Source organism: Myxococcales bacterium (assembly GCA_016717005.1).
Classification (GTDB): domain Bacteria; phylum Myxococcota_A; class Polyangia; order Haliangiales; family Haliangiaceae; genus UBA2376.
The window spans coordinates 101,425-121,119 of the sequence record JADJUF010000010.1; the positions used below are offsets into that span (position 1 = coordinate 101,425).

Consider the following 19,695-nt stretch of genomic DNA (forward strand, 5'->3'; position numbering starts at 1 on the left):
TGTGGGGAGGTCAGGTGATGGGGAGGCCGTCGCGCGGATCGCGGAGCACCTCGCGGACGTACGCGGCGGCGATGCCCTTGCAGTAGGCGCGCTTGCGCGGGTTCGACAGCGTGCGCGCGGCGCCCGCGGCGCTGGCGGCGTCGGCCACGGTGTCGAGCGTGATGGGTTGCTCGGAGCGCGTGCGACGCAGGTAGCGGACGACGCACCCGACCCCCGCCCGCTCGCTGAAGCCCGCGTTCCAGCCAAAGCTCAACAGCTCGACGAACGCGGGCCGGGTCCAGTCCTCGGCCAGCGCCGGCACGTCCGGGTGATGGCGTCGGTAGCTGGCGATGATCGTCCGGAGAATGTCGGCGGCGACGCGGACGTTGACCGCCGGATCAGTCATCTGCTCGGCGCGCACGGTCGCGCTGGGGTGACGGCGGTTGTAGTCGGCGACCGCGATCGGGACGACGTTGATCAGCCCGAGCCGATCGGCCGGGTTCAGGCCACTCTCGGCATGCCCGAGCGCGCGCAGGTACGCGACCGGGAGGCCCCGGCCGTGCGCGCGGAACAGGCCATCGAACGCGCGCGACAGCCCCGGGCGCCCGGGTCGCGTCTCGGTGGGCGCGGACCGAGCCTCGTGGGTGGCACCCGGTTCGCCGCGGCGCGCATCGCCGTGCGAGGGCGCCCCGTCGAGGGCGCCCAGCTCATCGTCGCGTCGCGCGTCGGCCCGCGCGGTCACAGCCTCGGCGATCCGCGTGGCCGTCCGGGCCTCGGCGGCCGCCTGGTGCTGGGCGCGCCGCGTGTACCAGACGACGCCGGTGACGACACCCGCGGCCAGGGTCAGATCGAGCGCGCGAGCCATCACGCGACCTCGGGCCGATCGACGGCCGGCCACTGCGCCAGGTACGGCTGCGGATCGATCGCCGCGAGGCCGTTGCCGTCGTGCCAGAGCTCGAAGTGCAGGTGCGCGATGGCGCGCGGGTCCTTGGGATCGGCGCCGATGACGCCGATCGGTTGCCCGGCGACGACGCGCTCGCGCGCGAGCGCCCGCGGCGGGTCTCGCCGACGCGCAGCGACGCCAGGTGCGTGTAGTGGGTCGCCCACGGCGCCCCATGCGAGAGCACGACGGAGTAGCCGCGCGGCGTCCACCCGGCCGACCAGATCTCGCCATCGGCGGCGGCGAGCGCGACCGTGCCCGCGGGCATGAAGTGCAGGAGACTGTGGGGCGCGGCGGCCGGGAACGTGCGCCACAGCTCGCCGCGCCACCGCCGCCGGTACATCAGGTCGACGCCGCGATGCAGCGCGCCGCGGTTGCCGCCGACCCGCGGCGAGCCGTAGCCGTCGGAGACGACCGGTGCGCGGTCCTGCCAGCGCGGGAGCGGCCAGATCCACCGCCCGGGCAGAGCCGGCGGCGGCGCCGCAGCAGGCGCGACCTCGGTCCGCGCGCCGCGATCGGCATCCTCGCCGCGCCGGTGGTGCAGGTACCAGAGACCGCCGACCGTCGTCGCGCCCGCCAGGACGAGCCACGGGACCACCCCGTTGCGTTCGGCCGACGCGATCACGATGCCCCTGCCTCGTCGGGCTTGGCCGGCCGCGGCCAGATCCGCGGCACGATCACGACGCCGCCGACGACCGCGGCGGCGACGAGCAGCGGCACGGCGAGTCGCCCGAACAGCCCCGCGGCGATGCCGCGCACCGGTGCGGCCACGACCTCGCCGGTGCGGTACGCCACGGTCGCGACGACGTCGGCGGCGTCGCTGGCGCGCGCGGCGAGCGCCTCGGGGAAGTGGACGATCGTCTGCTTGGCCGCGTCGACGACCAGGTCCCAGCGCGACGGCTGGTCGCGCATGACCGACATCCACACCGCCGGCTTGCGGGTCCAGGCGAACCAGAACCGCTCGTTGTCAGCGAACGCCTGCGCGTCGTCGGCGTCGACCAGGCGGGCGTCGAGGTCGCGCTGGATCTGGGTCCAGATCGCCTTCTTGTCGTCGAGCGCCTCGAGGTCGTCGCGCCAGATCTGCTTGAACACGCGCCGCCAGATCGCGGCGAGCTGGCGGACGTCGCGGTTGGTCGTGGCCGGGTACGAGCCGAGGGGGCTCTCCTGGACCGGACGGCGCGCAAGGAAGAACCGGCGCGTCGCCCGCCACAGCTCGATCGGATCGCCGATGCCGGTGATCGTGAGCCTGCCGTCGTCGGCCTGGCGGACGTCGAGGGTCACGGGCCCACCTGCGGGACGAACGGCCGGCGGGCCTCGTCGCGCGCGACGTCGCGAGCGACCGACAGCGGGACCGAGACCCGGCGGTACGCCCGCCAGAGCTCGGCGTTGCCCGGGTAGACCTGGTCGCGCGGCATCCCGCGGGCGTGGTCGGGGATCATCGCGGCGACGCGCTGCCACTGGGCGACGTGGTCGCCGAGGACCTCGCGCGCGGTCGAGCCCGCCGGCGCGGTCGCGATGAACCGCCGGAGCTCGTCCTGGACGATGTGCGCGATCTGGACGACGTCGGCGATCGTCGTCTCGGGGTAGCGCCAGCCGCGATCGTCGGCGCGCATCAGCCGGCGCGCGGCGAAGTACGCGCGCAGGTCGAGGTAGGTGGTGAGCGGATCGCCGGTGCCGACGGCGCGCGCGAGGCCATCGGGGCCGGCGCCGACCAGACGGTTGCGGCGCACGTCGACGGTCGCGAGCCGCTGGGCCAGGGCGCGCGCGTCGCCGAGCCAGAACTGCTCGTTGTCGGGGTAGACCGCGCCCCACGGCACCGCGCCGCACTGGGCGCGGATGCGCGCGAGGGCGTCGCGCCAGGCGGCGCGGGTCGCGGCGAGGTTGGCCAGGTCGTAGCGTGGCTGGCACAGCTCCTTCGAGAACTGCAGCGCCGCGCGGCGGACGTCGCCGATCGTCGACGCGGGGAAGAGCTCGCCGGCGGCGCTGACCAGCCCGGGGCGCGCGGCCAGGTGCGCGGCGATCAGCGTCTGCCAGGTATCGATCGCGGTCGGTGGGGCCGCGGGACGCACGGCCACGGCCGGCGCCGCGAGGGCGTCGGGTGCATCGACGGTGTCGGGCGGGAGCGCCGCACCGTCGGCGCCCGTCTCGAGGGGAAGTGCGAGGAGGTTCATGGGGGGCCTCAGGCGGAGGTGGGAAGAGAGCGAAGGACCGAGGGCGCGCGCTGAGCGCGAGCCCGGGGACGAACCAGGACGGAGTCAGGTCACGTCAGGACGTGCGCGATCAGTCGCGCGGCTGGATCACGATCGTGATCGGGCCGGCGCCGAGCGGAACCGGCACGACGGTCGTGCCGTAGTCGAGCGCGTACACGTCGGGCAGGTCGCCCGGCTCGCACGGCATCGGCGCGGGCGCCTGCTGCTGCGGGTGGCCGTCGCACGGCGTCGGCTCCTGCTGCGGCGCCCGGGCTCCTGCTTCTGCGGCGCCGGGGTCGGCTCCGGCTTCTGCTGCGGCACCGGCACCGGCGGCGCCGGCACCTTGTAGGCCGGCGTCGACGAGTCACCGAACAGGCCGCGGAGCCAGCCGAACCACCCGGAGGTGGTGGGCGTCGGCTGACCGGGACCCTTGTAGGTGGGGTTGCTCATGGTGATGCCGATCAGCCGAGCAGCTTGGCCAGGAGGGCGCCGATCGTGCGGAGCTGCTCGTCGCGCTTGGCGTGGGTGGCGAGCGCCGCCTGGTAGGTCACCAGGTTCGCGGCGTCGTCGTCGGCCTTGCCGATCGCGCTGGGCGCGTTGGGCAGCGGCTGGAGCGCGGCGAAGGCCTGCGCGGCGAGCGCGAGCACCTCGCCGGCCGGCATGTCGAGGATGCGCTTCTGGCGCACCACGACCTGCTGCTGCGGCGCGTAGGCCGGCATCGCCTGGACCGGGTAGCTCGGCGCGGTCGGGTACTGCACCACAACCGGCTGGTTGGTCCGGGGCATGCCCCAGATCGCCGGGCGCCGGCCGCGGACGATCGCGTTGCGCTGGCCGTCGTCGTAGATGAAGTCGTCGTTGTCCATGGGGTTCGTCTTTCGCAGGGGGTTGGTCTTGGGTGGAACGGACGGTCCGCCCCCGGCGCTCACGCGCAGCGCGCGCCCTCGGTCCTTCGAGGTGCAGTCCGTGCGGGACCTACCCGACGACCGCGTAGCCGACGTCGTCGAACGGGTCGGCGTCGACCGCGTAGCCGTTGCGCTCCTCGGCGAGCATCGCGGCGATGCGGCGGTCGGCCCGCTCGAGCGCGCGGGTCATGTCGTCGTCGGCGCCGCCCAGGTACGCGTTGCGCTTCGCCGGCGCGGTGCCGGGCGGCAGCGCGGGCGCCGGGGCCACGGCGGCAGCGGCGGGCCGCGCCGTGCCGGCCTTCTTGAGCGCGCGCTCGGTGAGGTAGGCGGTGCCGAGCTGGCTCACGCCCGCGCCGAGCATGCCCTGCGCCAGGCGCTGCCAGTTGCCCGACATGAACGCCGAGCCGGCGCCGCCGAGCAAGGTCGCGCTGATCGCCAGCGGCATCACGCCGACGTTGTCGATGAACTCGTGCGCCAGCAGCGCGGTCGCGATGCCGCCCGCGGCGTTGGCGCCGACGCCGAGCAGGTGCTCCTTGTTGATCACCGCAGCCTCGGGCTTCATCGCCTGGCGGAGCGCCGACGCCTTGCGCTTGACCGCCCCGGCGGCGGCGCCGACCCGGGAGGGCCGCGGGCGCGCGTACGGCTGCAGCGCCATCGACGGCGGCGAGATCGGCGCCAGCGGGAGCAGGATGTCGTCGGGGATCGCCGCGTTGTTGCGGCGCGGGTGCGTCAGCTTGGGCTTGAACTTGTGCTTGGGAGGGGCCAGGGGGACTCCTGTGGGGTCAGCGGAAGGTGAGGAAGGGGAAGTGGCCGTCGTCGTCGGCGCTGTGCGCGACGGCCGGGCGGCGATGGATCTGGATCGGCACGCGCCGCGGGCACGTCGGCGCCGTGGTCGGCGCGGCGCGCCCGGCGCGGGCGAGCTCGGCGAGCACGCGGTCGAGCACCGGGTTCGTGGCCTCGTAGAGCCCGCCCGCCAGGTGCGCGAGGCCGGCGAGGTTGAACTCGCGCTCGAACGTCACGATCAGCAGGCCGACGACGGTGAGGACGTCGGCCTCGGCGAGCTGCGCCCGGCGGGTGCGCGCGCCGCCCCGCGCGGTGGCGTCGACCGCGGCGCGGACCCGGCGGATCGCCGCCAGATCCTCCGGGTCGTCGGTGCGCGTGCACACCGCGTCGAGGATCCAGGTCACGGCCTGGTGCCCGGCGGCGCGCAGCGGGGCGAAGTCGAGCGGGGGCGGTCCGGCGGGATCGCGGTCGATCTCCTCGCGGGGGACCTCGTGGAAGCCGGGGCCGAGGGACTCGAGGGCAGCACGCAGTTCGTCAGTGGGAGACACGGGGACCTTTCACCCGACCAGGCGGTCGGGAGGGCGCGCCGACGGGAGGTCGGCGGGCGCGACGCGCGGTGCGCGGCGGCGCCTGTGGGGAGGGCGAACCGAAGGGAAGCGAAGGAAGGGAGTGAGACCGCGACCGGCCGCGGGAGCAGGCGGGCCAGCCGCCACGGTGGGGCTACGCCGCGCCCGCCCGCTCCAGGTGACGTGCGACCAGCGCGTCGCGCGACATCGCCGCGAACGAGTAGATCGGCGGCGCCGGCCGCCCGAGCGGCCCCAGGCTCAGGCCGTCGCGGTTGAGCTCACGCTCGAGCACGCCCAGCATCCCGGGCGTCACCCCGAGGCTCGCGAGCTGCGCCCGCGCGACCGCCGTCCCGGCCTCGAGCCCGACAGCGCCGAGCGTGCGCAGGACCGCACCGACCGCCTCGGGGATCGCCGGCCGCAGCCGGTACCGACCGATCCGGAACGACACGTTGCGCGGCGCGTGCTCCGCCGCCACCCGGCGCTCATCGCCGGTGGCGTCGGCCAGCTCGACCACGGCCTTCGCCACGCGGTCGACCACGCCGAGGCCGGCCGGGCCCCACAGGGGCGCCTCACGCGCGGCCAGCGCCAGGACCGTCGCGACATCGTCCGCGAGGCCGCACGCCACCGGGGTGCCGCTCGCCACGGCCGCGAGCGCCGCCTGGCCGTTGCGCAGGCGCCGCGGGCCACCCGGCAGCTGGTGCGCCGGCTCGGCGGCCACGCCGCACACCCACGCCGCGCAGTTCGCGAGGTCGGTCGGCAGCGGCGTCGCCGCCGCCACGTCGACGCCCGCCCGCGCGCTGTTGCGCGGCACCCGCGGATCGAGGACCACCGGCCGGTCGCGCTCGACCGGCAGCGTGTGCCGGCCCAGCGGCGTGTCGATCGTCGCCAGGCGCCGCGGCGTCGCCGGGTCGAGGAACTCGGCGAGCACACAGAACAGGGACCCGCGTTCCACGCAGTTCGGGTCCGGAGCCGGCAGCCGCAGGCGCTGCGGCGGCGCGCAGGCGTCGATCCGCGGGCCGTCGTCGGGCTGGCCCAGATCGTCGCGCTGCGGCAGCGAGCGGATCCAGCGGATCACCGCCGCGGGCGTGCCCAGCTCGTGTGCCAGCGCCAGCAGCGCCGGCTCGCGCTTCGCCACCAGTTCGCGCACCAGGTCGGTGATCGCGCCGAGGCAGGTGTGATCGTTCAGGGGGGATTGGATCATGGGGATGGTTCGAGGGGAGGAAGGGAGGGACGCGGGGAGCGTCGAGGCGGGGAGCGAACGGGACGAGGGGCGTCGAGACGGGCCGGAAGCGGGCGTGTGCGTGGCGAGATTGCGGACGTCAGCCGCCGCGCCGGGCCAGCTCGGCGCGGATCAGTGCCGCGGCCTCGGCCGGCGGCATCGCGAGCAGCCGCGCCGACCACGCGTCGCGCTCGGCCTGCGGCGTCGCGCCGAGCAGCGAGTGGACCTTGAGGATCTCGGTCACCTTCAGGTGCTGGGTGATCGCCTTCATGCGCGCGGCGGCCTCGGCGCTCGACAGGCCCGGCGGCGGGGTGACCTGGCGCTGCTCCTGGAGCACGGGCTCGAGCTGCGCGGTCGGCACCATCGCGAGCTCCGCCGATGCCGCCGGCGCGGTTGTGGCCACGGCAGCCGCGGGGGTGATCACGGCCACCGGCGCGCCGTCCGTCGGCACGATGTCGACCACGTCCGTCGAGTCGTGACCATCCGCATCCGCGTCGTCGGGGTCGCGGTCGCCGCTGAGACCACCGTCGTCGGTCGACTCGGAGGCGTCGGCCTCGCGCTGCGCGGCGTCCTGGGCCTCGTGCCGCGCGGTCACCCGCGCCAGCAGCGCCGCCGCCTCGGCGACCGCGTCCTCGAACGGCAGCGCGCACAGGTGCGCCGTCAACCGCTGGCGCTGATCGGGCTCGAGGTGCATCACCAGGCGCCGGAACCGCGAGCCCTCCGCGCCCAGCTCGTACCCGATCAGCAGCATGTGCGAGGTGCAGAGGTGGCTCGGGATCGGCGGCTCGGTCGCCGGGGCCTCGACTTCAGCGGCCACCGGCTCGTCCACCGGGCCGGCGTTGCGCAGCGCCGCGTCGTTGCCGAACCCGCCCATCACCAGCCGCGCGACGTCGGCCACCGGCGCGATCACGCCCTGCACCTTGTCGGCGATCGACAGCACCTTCGCGAACATGTCCTGCTCGGTCGGCTCGGCCGCCAGCTCGTCGTCCGCGTCGCCGTCATCCGCGCCGATCGCCATCGCGTTGCGGGGCATCGGGTCGAACGGTGGCGGCGGGGGTGCCCCCGGCGGCAGGGCCGGCGGCGGGGGCAGCGGGCGCCGCAGCGGCATCGCCGCGCCGTCGGCCGCGCGCACCAGCTCGGCCGCGGCGCCGATCATCTCGCGCGCCCCGGCGGCGCACGACGTGCTGCGGTCCGACAGCGCCGAGGTCAGCATCTGGATCGTCATCACCTGCCCGCGCAGCGCCTCGGCCAGGAGGTACTCCGACCCGGACAGGTCGCTGGGCATCGGCAACGCCGGCCACGTGCCGAACGGTGCCGTCACCATCGTCGTGGACACGGGGCCGCGGGGCCGCGACACCGGCGCAGGCGTCGGCGCGTCGTCGTACTCCACCAACGGCACGCTCGCGGCTGCGGCCCCGGCGGCGGCGTTGCGCAGCTGCGCCTCCACGGTCACGTACGCGGCGTCGCAGTCCGCGACCGGCAGCCGGTGCTCGTCCAGCGCGTCGAGCCGATAGCGACCGGGCGCGCCGCCGATGGCCGCGCGGAAGGCGTCGAACCCGACCCCGATCGGCACGATCACAGGCACGCCGCTGGAATCGCGCACGACGTCGAGCTGCCCCCGCTGGGCCTCGCGCATCCTTCGGACCCGCCACGCCGCCGCTTCGCTCGGCGGGGCAAACGGCTCGCCCTTGTAGTTGAACGCTAGCTCGGACACTGGACAGCTACCTCTCTCCCCCGCGGTGCGGGAGACACGGATGCGCCCGCGGCGCAGGTTGGCCACGGCGCGACCGCGTGCCGCCAAGCCGGCACCGCGAACTCGCGCCTCTCATCTACCTATCGGCTGCAAGAAGCCGTGCCAGCACGCCGGCCGTGACGATTTGTGAGATCTCCCTGGTAGCGCGCGACCTCACCCCATCCGGGTGATGTCGTCATCTGGGCTGCCGGGCTACCGTGCCCCATGCTCGGGTCGCTCAATCGTCGACGAATCAGCGTTGCGCTGCTCCCTCTCCTGGCCGTCTTGAGCGTCGCCGTCCTCGCGCGCGCTGGCGATGAAGATGACCGTCGTCGGCTGGTCGACGAGATCGACGACCTGCTCGAGGACACGGCAGGCGACCTGGACGGATTCGCCAGCGAGTCGTCCGTCAGCGATCTAGATCGAGCGCTCGATCGGACGGGGCGGGTGAAGGACAAGGCCCGCGAGCTTGAGCGGGTCCAGGGCGACGACTCGAAGGCCCGCGACATGGCCTCGCGCTACCCCGGCTACGCCGACCACTTCCGCGAGGCTGCGGCCAGTCTCCGCCCTCTCAAGGAGGCGCAGCGCACGCTCGATGAGCAACCCCGGGCTTGCCAGGATCGCTGGCGTGAACTCGAGGCAAAGGTACGGGTCTACGTCGACCGGAACGACCCGGCCGGCGTCACCGAGATTCCAAAGCTCGCCCAGGAGTACGGGCGCCCGATCGTCGAGGCGCTCGACCGCGCCGCGCGGCGCAAGGACGAACTCGGCCGGCTTCGCGACGGCGTCCGCTATTTCTCGGACAGCGACGGGCGTTGGTCCAGCGTGCGCAGCGAACTCCACGACGCGGCCAACGAGATCTACGACTACTGGCTGCGCAAGCACGAGGAGGTGCTGCGCGAGTGCGTCGAGCTGAGCAAGCTGGAACGCAGCACCATGGTCGAGGCGGCAATGGCCAAGCTCGCATCCAGCGAGCAAGGCCGCCAGGCCATCCTCAAGGAACTGGCCGCGGAGCTGGCCGAGGCCCAGCGGGTGGTGACCGACGTCGAGGCCGACGGTGACGACAGCGACGTCAAGAGCGCCGAGCGCGACGCCGACGATGCCCGACGCCTGATCGAGCGTCTGAAGGCCGCCGCCGGCGAGGACCGCAAGGCGCGCGAAATGGCCGACCGCTGGCCTGCGGAAATCGACGGGATGAGCCGCGCGTTGGTCGCGCTCGATGAGGAGAAGGACTACCAATTCCGCGTCGACAAGGCGCCCGACCGCTGCCGCACCGAGGAGGACAAGATCGTCCGAGCGGCCGACAGCCTCGAGCGCCTGGATCCAGACAAGTCCGACTTGTCGTCGATTGAGCGCGCCACAGACGGGCTCGACGCCATCACGCAGAGCGCCCGCGAAGGCTTGATCGAGGCACTACGGAAGGCCGCCGAAGCCAAGCGCGAGGTCGAGAACCTCGCCCGTCAGGCCAGCGGATGGTCGCCCGGCCCCAGCGAGCTTCGCGCGATCGACGAGGAGATCGATGAGTCTGCCGCGGACATCGCCAAGCACTTCAACCAGGCCGAGGCCACGGCGCAACAAGTGTGTGCCGCGCCGGCTCTCGGGCCTGCCCATCCTGCGGTGAAGAAGGCCAAGGCGAAGATGTTCGGCGACTGCACCAAGGCCGAGTTCGTTCCACTGCGGCAGGCCGTCGTCAGCTACTGCAAGCAGGGCCTCGAGACGTGCGATCAGCGCGATTCCTGCTCGACCCTGCGCGCCAAGCGTGATCAGTTCATCTCGTGCCGCGACGCGCGCACGGTGCTCCGCGATCGCTGCTACTCACGCCAGCGCGACACCCACGATCTGGCCATCAGCGAAACCGACAAGGGTCGCAAGTCGTGCGAGAAGTTCATGACCGACAACGGCTGCTGAGTGACGATCACCGACATCCTCCGCCACGCCATCTACGCCGCGTTTCGGTCGCCGCCGCCACCGCCCGGCGCGCTCGTCCTGGCAGGGGCTGACCCAGGCGAGGCGCTGCACGTCCGGCGCACGTTTCGCAAGCGGCGGTGGACCGCGGTCGAACGGACGGCACCGCGGACAGCGGGCTCGGCGCTCGCGTGGCTGACGCCGCCCGGGCGCCGCCACTATCTTCCGCTGTGGCTCGTCGCTGCCCTGCACGATCGTACGCCACGCGCCTCGGCCGTGTTTCACGTCGCTCGCATCGCCGAACCGGCACAGCACGCCGAGTTGGCGCTGTACACGCCGGCCGAACGGGCCGCGGTGGCGGCCGTGTTGCACTGGATCGCTTCAGACGACCCAGTGCTTGCCGAAGACGCTGCTCGGGCGCTCCCGGCCTGGCGCGCCAGCATCGCGAGCCCACATCACGGTGCGTAGTGCGCTGGGGAGCTAGCGCGGGCTTGCTGGCGCACGCGCGACCACGACGCGCGATCTGGAACGTCAGCGATATGGCCCATCTGGCCCATGTTGTGATCGAACCAACCACCCCAGCTTGATCGCCGCCCGCCGCCTGTCGAGCGCGCGCGAGCGCTGCATGAGCGTGGGCGAGCGCCTGCCGAGCGCGCACGGGCCCCGCACGAGCGCCTGCCGAGCGCGCACGGGCGCCGCACAAGCGCCTGCTGAGCGCGCACGGGCGCCGCACAAGCACCTGCCGAGCGCACGGGCGCCGCACGAGCGCCTGCACAAGCCCCGGCGAACGCGCGCCGAGCGCTGCACGAGCGGCTGCCGAGCGGTGCGCGAGAGCCCGCATGAGCGCTCGATTTGCTTGTCCGCAGGCCGAAACGCGCCGCTACGCGCTCGTCCAGAGGATCGCGGAGGCGAGCGCCGTCAGCACGGCGACGAACCGCACCGCGACACCGGGCCTCGGTCTGGCAGAAGCAAGGCGACCGCCGTACCGCCGCCGATCGAGATCGGCGCCAGCGGGACGTTCGGTGCGGGGTCGGCGCGGAAGACGCCCCATGCCACCACGGCAAGCACCGCGCCGCCGATGCCCCACGATGCTTAGCCACGCCTGCCGCCATCAGGTTTTGCTTGTGCGATGCGGTGTCGGTCGTCACGCCGAGATCGCGGACGATCGCCCGCAGGTCGTCGCGGCCCGGCCTGGCCGCGCCCGGCACCCGGACGATGCCAGCCGGCCCGGACCCTGTCGCACCTGGCAGCGGCGACGAGTCCAGGCCGAGCCGCTCGGAATCGTGCACGTTCCGCGGCGGCCCACCCGCCTCGCGGTCAACCTCGCTCGCGCCCAGCCGGCGCTCCAACTCGTCGGCCATCCGCAGGGCCGCCACAGCGAGGCGACATCCGCGGGCGTCCACGGCGTCAGGGGCCTCGTCGTCCGGGGCGTCGAAGATCTGGTCGATGACCTGCTCGGAGCGGCGCTCGTCGTCGCGTTCACGGGCGATCCGATCGGGCCGGTCTTTCGGCTCGATGCTGTCGGTCATGATGTTCTTCCGCATGGTCTACCTCACGCCTCCGAGTCGCTGGAGCGACTCATGTCGAGGTCATGGTTGAAGGGGGTCGCCACGGCCAGCACGTCGCGGACGTCGGTGCGCAGCGCCCGCGACAGCTTGCCGGCGTGCCGCCGCAGGCGCTGCTTGGCGGCCTTCACCGCGGCCTGGGTCAGCCCGGTCGCGTCGGCCAGGTCGCCGTCGGTCGCGGCATCCGGCATCGCAGCCAGGACCGACAGCGCGATCGGGTCGTCCTTGGCGTGCTGCCACATCTCGACCTCGGCCCGCCGGGCCAGGGTGCGGAGCTCGACCTGACGCTCGAGGTCCTCCCCGTGGAGCCCCTCGTCCGCCCACACCGGGTGCTCGTCGCCGACGTGGTCGAGATCGATCAGCGTCGCGAACAGGTCCGGACGCTTGCGCTTGCGCAGCTGGCGCGCGGCGAGCTGGATCTTGTCGCGCAGGTGCGCACGCAGGGTGATCTGGCCCGGGATCCACTTGATGTTGCCGCCGAGCGTCGCGGCCAGGACGTGCTGGACGATGTCCTCGGCGTCCCAGGGCAGATCGATCTGGAGACGCTGAAGCCGGGCCAGCTCGATGTCCGCGCACCGCGCGGCGGCGGTCATCGTCGCCGGGGTCGCCTCTCGGCGAAACGCCGCGATCCACGCTGGCGCCGGCCAGCAGATCGGATCCATCGCCAGCTCACTGCCATCAGTCACCATCGACGCATTCTTGTGCTCGTTCATCCGGCCTCTTCCTTCACGGCATGACGGCTCACCCACGCCCGACTTCGGTGCGCGTTGTCCGCTGCGGTCGCGTTGTTCCCCATCCCCTGTCGTGCACCCAGGCGCGGCGTGCGGCGTCGCTACGACCAACCACGAGCCGATCCACGTCTGCGATGCTGATCGCCCGACACCCGTCGAGCTGATCGTTGCCGCGTGTCAGGCGGCGCCTAGACGTCACCTCCCTCGGCGAGCACCGCTGTCCGCGAGTCGCACGCCCGCCTCAACACGCCGGCACCCGCGCCAACACGCACTCGTGGAGCATCGCGCGATCGAGATACAGCGACCGCCGGGTGCGAGCCACGGCGGCAAGTTGCTCCAGCTCCTCCTCAGGCTCGGCGCCCGCGGTCGCCGCGCGCCGCAGGTCGACGATCGCCTGGGCCTCGGCGTCCCTCAGGGCCACGGCCACCCGCGGCAGGAGCGCGTCGATCGCGCCCGCGCCGAGCCGCTCGGCCATCATCGCCTGGAACGTCCGGGGGCGACGCGCCGGCCATCGCGGGCCTGCGCTCGGCTTGGGGACTGCGGCGAGCTCGCGGGCGCGCACCTGGACGCTCAGGTCGTGCGCCCAGGGCATCATCGGCTGCGCGATCACCGCCGCCTCGAGATCGGTGAACACGCGGTAGCCGATCTGGCGCGGGATCGGCGGCAGATCCTCGGCCGGCGCTGCGATGAACCCGCGCTCGCGGCGCAGCTCGTCGACCCCCTCGAACATCAGCACCGCCGCAGCGAGCGCGAACGGCCCCGGACCGCGCTCGGCGACGTGTCGCACGGCGAGGGTGTCGAGCGCGTCGAGGATCCGCGCCTCCGACGGCCGCTCCTCCCGCGGCCCGCGCTCGGCCGGCCCCAGCGCCGACCAGTGCACGTGCACCCGAACGGTGTGGTAGGCGGTCCATTGCTGCACGTGCCGGCGGATCTCTGCGACCGACCACGGCATCGACTCCACGCGGCGTGACTGCGCTCTCACCTGACCTCCATGCCCCGTCTATCGACCACCCGCGCGCGCGGTTGCGTCGTTCGCTGCAGCGGGCGAGATCTCGCCCGCGATCACCTGTGTCGCGCTACGTGGCCTTCGCCCAGGCAGCCGCGGCGGTCGTCAAGGTCGGGCCGACGGCGACGCCGTTCGCGACCAGCGCCGCGACCACCTTGGCGAGCGCGCGGTGGGTGGGGCCGATCGACGCCAGCTCGATCCACTGGACCTGCCGTTCGAGCAGCGCGCGGAGGACCGGGCCCAGCTCGCGCAGCCAGGCCTGGTGTCCCGCGGCAGCAGCGGCCAGCGGCAGCGTGAGCACACCGGCCGGCGCCGGGCCGTCAGTCGCGGCGGCCTCGGTCGCGGGCGCGCGCGAACTCGGGGCCACAGCTCCTCGATCGCCGGCGGCGACAACGTCGCGGGCGTGCTCGGATAGGACTTCGGCCGGGTGACGCCGACCGGCAGCGCTGCCTCTGGCTGCAATCGCCGCCGTTGCCCGGGGCGCATCCGGGCCCGCGGTGGGGGCGCAAGACCGGCCGCGGCCAGCGCCGCGCGCCAGGACCCGAACCGACCGATCGCGCCATACGCCAGCCGCCGGACCGCCAGGTCGGCGTGGCTGGTCATGGCCCCGTAGCTGGTCAGCGCGCCCCGAGCGTGCAGTGCCTGGAGGCCCGCGATCACGTCCTCGCGGGTGGTCCGCTCCTGCTTGGGGAACGGCGTCTTCACGCCGGCGGCCGCGCGTGCTGCGGCGAGCGAGCCGAACGAGCGTGCGATCGCGGACAGCGCGCCGGGGATCTCCTGCATCGCCGCGTGCGAGGTCGACTCGTTCGCGTCGGCGCGCCGCTGCAGCAGCCGGATGACTTCCTCCCGACTCCAGCGCCACCGGCTCAGCGACAGGCCATCCCCACGCGTCATGGCGCTGCGCAGCCTAGCACTGGCGCACACGTCCTCCCCAGCGCGTCGTCGCAGGTTCGCGGTCACCACGTCAGTTGACCCCGCCGCTGCCCGACCGGTCCGCCACGGTGACGTCCACGAACACCGGCTGCGGGATCGGCGCGGTGTCCTCGGCGTAGACCCGCAGGCACGTCTGGAGATACGTCGCTAGCCGCGCCGCGGTCGCGCGCACCTCGCCATCGCTGCGCCGGAACGTCCGCGCCATCTCGCCGGCGTAGTGCGCGATCAGCTCGAGCCCGCGCAGGTCGCCGACCTGCACCACCGACAGCCGCGCCGCCCACGGGTCGCGCCGCGGCGCGCGCCGCCTTGGCCTCGCGCCAGATCGCCGCCGCGAGCCGCGTCCGCACGTGCCGCTGCAGGTGCCCGCACACGCCGCCGGTCGCCGGCGACCACGGCACCCGACGCGCCAGCGTGTCGTCGATCGCGTGCCGGACCAGCTCCTCGGGGCGGGCCACGACGACGCCGACGCCGGCGAGCAACACCGCCGTCGCCTCGGCGTAGGCGACCACGTCGATCAGGCCCTCGGCGTCGCCGGCGGCGAGCAGCGCGCGGGCCTCGTCGGGGCTCACCTGGACGTGATCATCGGTCCGCTCGGTCATTCGCTCCCTCCTCGCCGCGGTCCCGGCCCCGGACTGCCGTCGTCGCCGTCGTCGCCGTCGTCGCCGTCGTTGCCGTCGTTGGCGTCGTTGGCGTCACTGGCGTCGCCGTCGCCGTCGTCGCCCGCCTCCAGCTCCGCGCGCACGAATTCGATCAGCTCGCGCGCGATCGGCGCCATGGTCGCATCGTCCTGCCGCACGAACCCGGCGAGCTCGCCCGCCCAGTGCATCAGCGCGTCGAGGCTGGCGACCGCGCCGACCTGCATCGCGGCGAGCCGCGCATCGGCCGCGGTCGCGCCGCCGCCGCGCAGGCGCGCGTGCACCGCCAGCTGCGCCGCGACCTCGGCCCGCACGGCCCGCCGCACGAACGCGCCGAAGGTCTCGTGCGCCGGATACCACGCGGGCTCACCCGCCAGCACCTGGCGCACGACGCGGCGCACCAGCTCGGCCGGCGGCAGCACCTGCACGCCCAGGCCGGCGGCGTACACCGCCAGCACCTCGGCGTGCGCCAGGGTCGCCACCAGCTCGGGCCTGGTCGCCTGCAGCCGGATCAACGCGCGCTCGCGCTCGGTCGGTGGTCGCGCCGCCATCGTCAACGCGCCCGCCGCCCGACCACGAGCCCGAGCCGCTCGAGGTGTCCCGCCAAGGTCTGGTGCCGCACCCCGAGCGCGGCCGCCGCGGCGCGCAGCGTGCCGTGCTCGAGATACGCGAGGAGCCGCGGTGCGTGCTCGTACAGCTCGTCGAGGTTGCCGGGCCAGGTGTGCGCTTCAAGCCCCGCGAGCCCGTCGCCCAGCTCGGCCACGCGCCGCCGGCTGTGCAGCTCGCTCACCCAGTGTTGCGCCAGCAGCGGCGCCACGTCCTGCGGGCGCTGCGCCAGCGGCACCAGCTCGATCACCGCGACCTCGTCCGCGTGGCGATCCAGCCGCGCGCGCAGGCGCCGCGCCGATCCCGCGGCGAAGATCGGCCGCAGCCGCGGCGGCGTCGCGAACAGGCTCGCCGCCGCCGACGCGGTGACCCGCTGCACGCCCTCAAGGTCCACGAACACCGTCCCGCCGGTCGCGTGATCGAGCGGCGGCAACGGCGTCGCGGTCAGCGCGAGGAAGAAGCTCGCGCGGCGCGTGCTCGCGTCGTGGAGCTGTCGAGCCAGGCGCGCGGCGCCGGTGCCGGGGGCGCCGATCAGCGCCACCGGGCCGCCCTGCGCTGCCAGGGTCAGTGCGCGATCGATCCGGGCGTCATCACCGAGCCCGAGGCACGCGCCGAGCGCCGGCCGCAGCACCTCGAGCTCCGGATCGAGCGCCAGCAGCTCCAGATCGCCCAGCCAGAAGCGATCGCCGGCCTCGACCTCGAGCGACGCCACCCGGCCGGTGGACGGCGACGCGTACACGCCGTTCTTCGAGCCTTGATCATGGACGCGCAGCCCGCTCTGAGTCCGCTCGAGCCGCGCGTGGTAGGCGGACAGGCCCGGCGCGTCCGCGCGCACGACCACCAGGTCGCACGCCTCGGCGCCGATCGAGAACGACGCCTGCGCGGTCGACAGCGCCAGCGGGCGCCACGGCCGCCCGGCGAACCGCAGCGAGGTGATCGGCCCGCGCTGCGCCATCCCGCCCGCCGGCCACCCGTCGAGCGTGCGAGTCCGTGCGCTGACCGCGGGCGCCGATCTCGACGCCGGTGCGGCCGCAGTCGAACGCGCCGGCGCTCGGGTCTCCGTCGATGCAGCGGAGCTTGTCTGACCGTTCCCACGAACCGCCGCCACCTTGGTCCTGGCCATCGTCAGGAAGATCCCACGGGTCGCCGGCGCCGGGTCGCTTGTCAGCCACTAGCCGCTTGATCCACGAAATCGCCTGACAAAACCCCGTGATTTCGATCACGCGGATCCCTCTTGATTTTACTGATCGTGGCGTCGCGGCACAGGAATTCTTGTCAGCCGATTACGTGGGGTCCGCCCGATCAGGCTGACAAGCATGTGTCACCGAACCGCACGGAATCGCAAAGGTCTTGCGCGCGGCGCGGCGCCTGCGCTAGATCTGGTCGGGATGGGCCTGGATGCCGGGACACACCCTGGTGGCGACAGCGGACTGCGGCGATCCAGCGAGTCTGGTGGACGCGGTCGGTCCGACACCGTTTCGATGTCGTCGATTTACCCTTCTTTGGCGACTCGCGGCGCGGGCGGGCGAGCGGCACCGCCGCACCACCCGAGGTTGTCCCTTCCGCGTGGCTCCCGGCGCAACCGTTCGACGCGCTGGCCGATAGCTCCGGTACCACCCGAGGTTGTCCATGACCCCTGATCGCTCGCCTGCGCCTTCTGCCTCTCGCCTCGCCCGCGGCGCGCTCGCGTTCTTCGCGCTCGCCGCCGTGACCTGCTCCGACGACGGCGGGCCGACGACCGCGGAGCTCGGGCACGTCACCGGCACGGTCTGGCTGTCTGAGCCGGTCCGCGGCGCTCAGGTCGCGGTGCTGCGCTGGGACGCGGGCCAGGTCGGCGCGCTGGTCTGCGAGACCACGACCGACGATAGCGGCGCGTTCGACTGCGCGGTCGAGAAGTCGTTCGGCGACTTCGTCCTGCGCGCTCGCGGCGGCCAGACCCGGGACGCCGGCGCCGAGCTGACCCTCGACGCGGGCGCCGAGCTGCGCGCGCCGGTGCTCGGGTTCGTCCCGGCCGAGAAGCGCGCGGTCACGATCAGCCCGGCGTCCGAGCTGATCACCGCCGTCGGCCTGGCGCGGCTCGCCGCCACGCGCGAGCCCGACCTCACCGCCGCGGTGGCGCGGGCCCACGCCCTGGTCACCGAGCACCTCGAGGCCGATCCGCTGACGCTCGTGCCCGCGCCGCTGGCCTCGGCGACCACGCTGACCGAGCCGGTCAAGCTCGCGGTGTTCCTGCGCGGCCTCGCCAGCCTTTCGGCCACCGTCGCCGCCGAGCAGGGCCTGACCGCGGTCGCGCTCAACACCCGCGCGCTGGTGGATCGGCTCACCGACGACGCCAGCTCGGCCGAGGCCACGCTCGACGGCGTCGGCCGCGCCGGCGGCGCGATGCTCGAGCTCGGACCGAACTGCGAGCTGCCCGCGGGCTGCACGGCGCAGGGCGGGCCCGGCTGCCTCGCCTTGTGCGTGGTCGAGACCGACACCCTGCGCGCGCGCACCGGCGCCGCGGTGCTGGCGTGGCTGCGCACCCCCGACGGCCTCACGACCGGGCTCGATCGCGCCGACGTCCTGCCCTGGGTCACGCACCTGCAGCAGAACACCAGCGAGCTGTTCGGCGCCGATGCGCCCGAGGCCCTCGACACCGCCGGCCCGGTCGTCACCTGGGCCGCGCCCGCCGTCGGCCAGGTCTTCACCGGCGGCGCGATCATGCTCGACGTCACCGCCACCGACGCGCTCGGCGTCGCGTCGCTCACCGTCGTCGCCAACCTCGCGACCCCGGTGCCGGTCGTCGACACCGATCCCAGCCCCGAGCGCTTCGTCGGCAGCTTCCCGATCACCGCGACCACGCCCGAGGGCGACCTGACCTTCACCGCCAGCGCGCGACACCGACGACAACCCGGCCACCGCCGATCGCCAGGTCGTGATCGACGCGGTCGCCGCCGGCACGATCTCCGGCACCGCGGTCAAAGGCCGGCTGCGCGACGCGACCGTCTCCGTCTACACGTTCGCCGACGGCGTCCGCGGCGCGGCCCCGGTCGGCACCGGCACGACCCAGGCCGACGGCAGCTTCACCAACGTCCCGGTCGCCGAGGGCACCAGCGGCCCGCTGCTGGTCGAGGTCGGCGGCGGCGGCAGCTACGCCGAGGACAGCCAGCCGGCCACGGTCGTCAGCCTCGACGTCAACGACCGCCTGCGCACGGTCGTGCCGGCCTTCACCGACGGCGGCGCGGTCAGCGGCGTCGTGGTCACGCCCGCCACCGAGCTGGCGGTGTCGTACCTCGGCTGGCTCGTGACCGCCGGCCAGGGCGGCGCCGACCTGCCCGCGCGCTGGACCACCGCCCACGGCGCGCTCGAGGCGATGCTCGGCATCGCCAGCATCACCACCGTCGTGCCGTCCGAGCCCGCGCAGGTCGATACGCTCACCGCCGCCGATCGCTACGGCCTGGTGCTGCTCGGCCTGTCGCGCACCGCCTGGACCGCGTCGACCGCCGGCGGCGGCGACGCCGGCGCCTTCGGCCCGACGATCAACGCCCAGAAGGTCACCAACCTGTGGAGCCGTGACATCCGCGACGGCTGCCTCGACGGCAAGGCCGGCGCCACGCCGCTCAGCTACGGCGGCGTCGGCACGCTGACGGACGAAGCGACGCGTCTGCAGCTCGCGCAGGCGATCGTCGCGTACCTGGGCGACGGCGCGCGCAACGTCACGGCCTTCACGGCCCCGCCGAGGTCCTGCCGCTGCTCGACGCCATCGCCACCGGCGGCGGCAACGCCATGCCCGGCTCGTGCGTCGGCACCGTCAGCGGGCACCTGTTCGATGACAACGGCCGCACCTTCGACCGCGACGGCCCGCTGGTCACCTTCGACGGCGCCACCCCGCTCGCCGGCGCGTTCGTGCGCGGCACGATCATGGTCGAGGCCACCGCCACCGACGTCGGCATGCTCGACCCCGCGCCGACCCTGCGCATCTCGCTCCCGATGAGCACCGTCGACACCGACGGCGACATCAACGA

The 19,695-nt window shown here is 74.1% G+C and carries 19 protein-coding genes; 3 read left to right on the forward strand and 16 right to left on the reverse strand.

The annotated features are described in order from the left end of the window. Positions 1–10: 10 nt before the first annotated feature. From IPL61_12570 to IPL61_12610, 9 genes are all read right to left on the reverse strand, one after another. On the reverse strand, positions 11–844 hold the full coding sequence (locus tag IPL61_12570; GenBank protein MBK9032132.1) for a hypothetical protein: 834 nt from the start codon (positions 842–844) through the stop codon (positions 11–13). Beyond that, positions 844–1,086, reverse strand: a complete 243-nt coding sequence (locus IPL61_12575; protein MBK9032133.1) for a hypothetical protein — start codon at positions 1,084–1,086, stop codon at positions 844–846. Before IPL61_12575 ends, IPL61_12570 begins: the two co-directional genes overlap by 1 nt. Positions 1,087–1,540: 454 nt before the next feature. After that, complete coding sequence (locus IPL61_12580) at positions 1,541–2,200, reverse strand: hypothetical protein (protein ID MBK9032134.1); 660 nt, start codon at positions 2,198–2,200, stop codon at positions 1,541–1,543. After that, positions 2,197–3,090: a hypothetical protein gene (locus IPL61_12585; protein MBK9032135.1), complete on the reverse strand. Its 894-nt coding sequence runs from the start codon at positions 3,088–3,090 to the stop codon at positions 2,197–2,199. The genes IPL61_12580 and IPL61_12585 overlap by 4 nt, the downstream gene beginning before the upstream one ends. A 479-nt stretch (positions 3,091–3,569) precedes the next feature. Beyond that, positions 3,570–3,971, reverse strand: coding sequence for a hypothetical protein (locus tag IPL61_12590; GenBank protein ID MBK9032136.1), 402 nt, complete (start codon positions 3,969–3,971; stop codon positions 3,570–3,572). 109 nt (positions 3,972–4,080) lie between these two features. Beyond that, entirely contained in the window at positions 4,081–4,665 is a 585-nt protein-coding gene (locus tag IPL61_12595; GenBank protein ID MBK9032137.1) for a hypothetical protein, read from the reverse strand. A 127-nt stretch (positions 4,666–4,792) separates the two neighbouring features. After that, on the reverse strand, positions 4,793–5,341 hold the full coding sequence (locus IPL61_12600; GenBank protein ID MBK9032138.1) for a hypothetical protein: 549 nt from the start codon (positions 5,339–5,341) through the stop codon (positions 4,793–4,795). A 172-nt stretch (positions 5,342–5,513) separates the two neighbouring features. Continuing rightward, a complete protein-coding gene (locus tag IPL61_12605) occupies positions 5,514–6,560 on the reverse strand; it encodes a hypothetical protein (protein MBK9032139.1) in 1,047 nt (348 codons plus the stop codon). Positions 6,561–6,678: 118 nt separating this feature from the next. Next, on the reverse strand, positions 6,679–8,292 hold the full coding sequence (locus IPL61_12610) for a hypothetical protein (GenBank protein MBK9032140.1): 1,614 nt from the start codon (positions 8,290–8,292) through the stop codon (positions 6,679–6,681). Between the two features lie 243 nt (positions 8,293–8,535). Between IPL61_12610 and IPL61_12615 the strand changes: the two genes are divergently transcribed. Beyond that, complete coding sequence (locus IPL61_12615) at positions 8,536–10,218, forward strand: hypothetical protein (GenBank protein MBK9032141.1); 1,683 nt, start codon at positions 8,536–8,538, stop codon at positions 10,216–10,218. Further along, complete coding sequence (locus tag IPL61_12620) at positions 10,219–10,683, forward strand: hypothetical protein (protein ID MBK9032142.1); 465 nt, start codon at positions 10,219–10,221, stop codon at positions 10,681–10,683. It begins immediately after the preceding gene. 1,084 nt (positions 10,684–11,767) lie between these two features. Here IPL61_12620 and IPL61_12625 read toward each other — a convergent pair. The 7 genes from IPL61_12625 to IPL61_12655 form a co-directional block, all read right to left on the reverse strand. Next, entirely contained in the window at positions 11,768–12,469 is a 702-nt protein-coding gene (locus tag IPL61_12625) for a hypothetical protein (protein ID MBK9032143.1), read from the reverse strand. A 283-nt stretch (positions 12,470–12,752) separates the two neighbouring features. Continuing rightward, complete coding sequence (locus IPL61_12630) at positions 12,753–13,397, reverse strand: hypothetical protein (GenBank protein ID MBK9032144.1); 645 nt, start codon at positions 13,395–13,397, stop codon at positions 12,753–12,755. A gap of 190 nt (positions 13,398–13,587) precedes the next feature. Next, complete coding sequence (locus IPL61_12635; GenBank protein MBK9032145.1) at positions 13,588–13,884, reverse strand: hypothetical protein; 297 nt, start codon at positions 13,882–13,884, stop codon at positions 13,588–13,590. A gap of 597 nt (positions 13,885–14,481) precedes the next feature. Continuing rightward, positions 14,482–14,709, reverse strand: coding sequence for a hypothetical protein (locus tag IPL61_12640; protein ID MBK9032146.1), 228 nt, complete (start codon positions 14,707–14,709; stop codon positions 14,482–14,484). Positions 14,710–15,045: 336 nt separating this feature from the next. Continuing rightward, complete coding sequence (locus IPL61_12645) at positions 15,046–15,636, reverse strand: hypothetical protein (protein MBK9032147.1); 591 nt, start codon at positions 15,634–15,636, stop codon at positions 15,046–15,048. A 2-nt stretch (positions 15,637–15,638) separates the two neighbouring features. After that, entirely contained in the window at positions 15,639–16,646 is a 1,008-nt protein-coding gene (locus IPL61_12650) for an FHA domain-containing protein (protein ID MBK9032148.1), read from the reverse strand. A 347-nt stretch (positions 16,647–16,993) separates the two neighbouring features. Next, complete coding sequence (locus tag IPL61_12655) at positions 16,994–18,643, reverse strand: hypothetical protein (GenBank protein MBK9032149.1); 1,650 nt, start codon at positions 18,641–18,643, stop codon at positions 16,994–16,996. Here IPL61_12655 and IPL61_12660 point away from each other — a divergent pair. Beyond that, entirely contained in the window at positions 18,606–19,664 is a 1,059-nt protein-coding gene (locus tag IPL61_12660; GenBank protein ID MBK9032150.1) for a hypothetical protein, read from the forward strand. The two genes, IPL61_12655 and IPL61_12660, sit on opposite strands and share 38 nt — an antisense overlap. Positions 19,665–19,695 lie beyond the last annotated feature (31 nt).

Excerpts from the sequence above, each read along its gene's own strand:
- IPL61_12570 (MBK9032132.1), bottom strand. The coding sequence starts at position 844 with ATGGCTCGCGCGCTCGATCTGACCCTGGCCGCGGGTGTCGTCACCGGC.
- IPL61_12585 (MBK9032135.1), bottom strand. The coding sequence starts at position 3,090 with ATGAACCTCCTCGCACTTCCCCTCGAGACGGGCGCCGACGGTGCGGCG.
- IPL61_12590 (MBK9032136.1), bottom strand. The coding sequence starts at position 3,971 with ATGGACAACGACGACTTCATCTACGACGACGGCCAGCGCAACGCGATC.
- IPL61_12595 (MBK9032137.1), bottom strand. The coding sequence starts at position 4,665 with ATGGCGCTGCAGCCGTACGCGCGCCCGCGGCCCTCCCGGGTCGGCGCC.
- IPL61_12605 (MBK9032139.1), bottom strand. The coding sequence starts at position 6,560 with ATGATCCAATCCCCCCTGAACGATCACACCTGCCTCGGCGCGATCACC.
- IPL61_12615 (MBK9032141.1), top strand. The coding sequence starts at position 8,536 with ATGCTCGGGTCGCTCAATCGTCGACGAATCAGCGTTGCGCTGCTCCCT.
- IPL61_12625 (MBK9032143.1), bottom strand. The coding sequence starts at position 12,469 with ATGGTGACTGATGGCAGTGAGCTGGCGATGGATCCGATCTGCTGGCCG.
- IPL61_12645 (MBK9032147.1), bottom strand. The coding sequence starts at position 15,636 with ATGGCGGCGCGACCACCGACCGAGCGCGAGCGCGCGTTGATCCGGCTG.
- IPL61_12650 (MBK9032148.1), bottom strand. The coding sequence starts at position 16,646 with ATGGCGCAGCGCGGGCCGATCACCTCGCTGCGGTTCGCCGGGCGGCCG.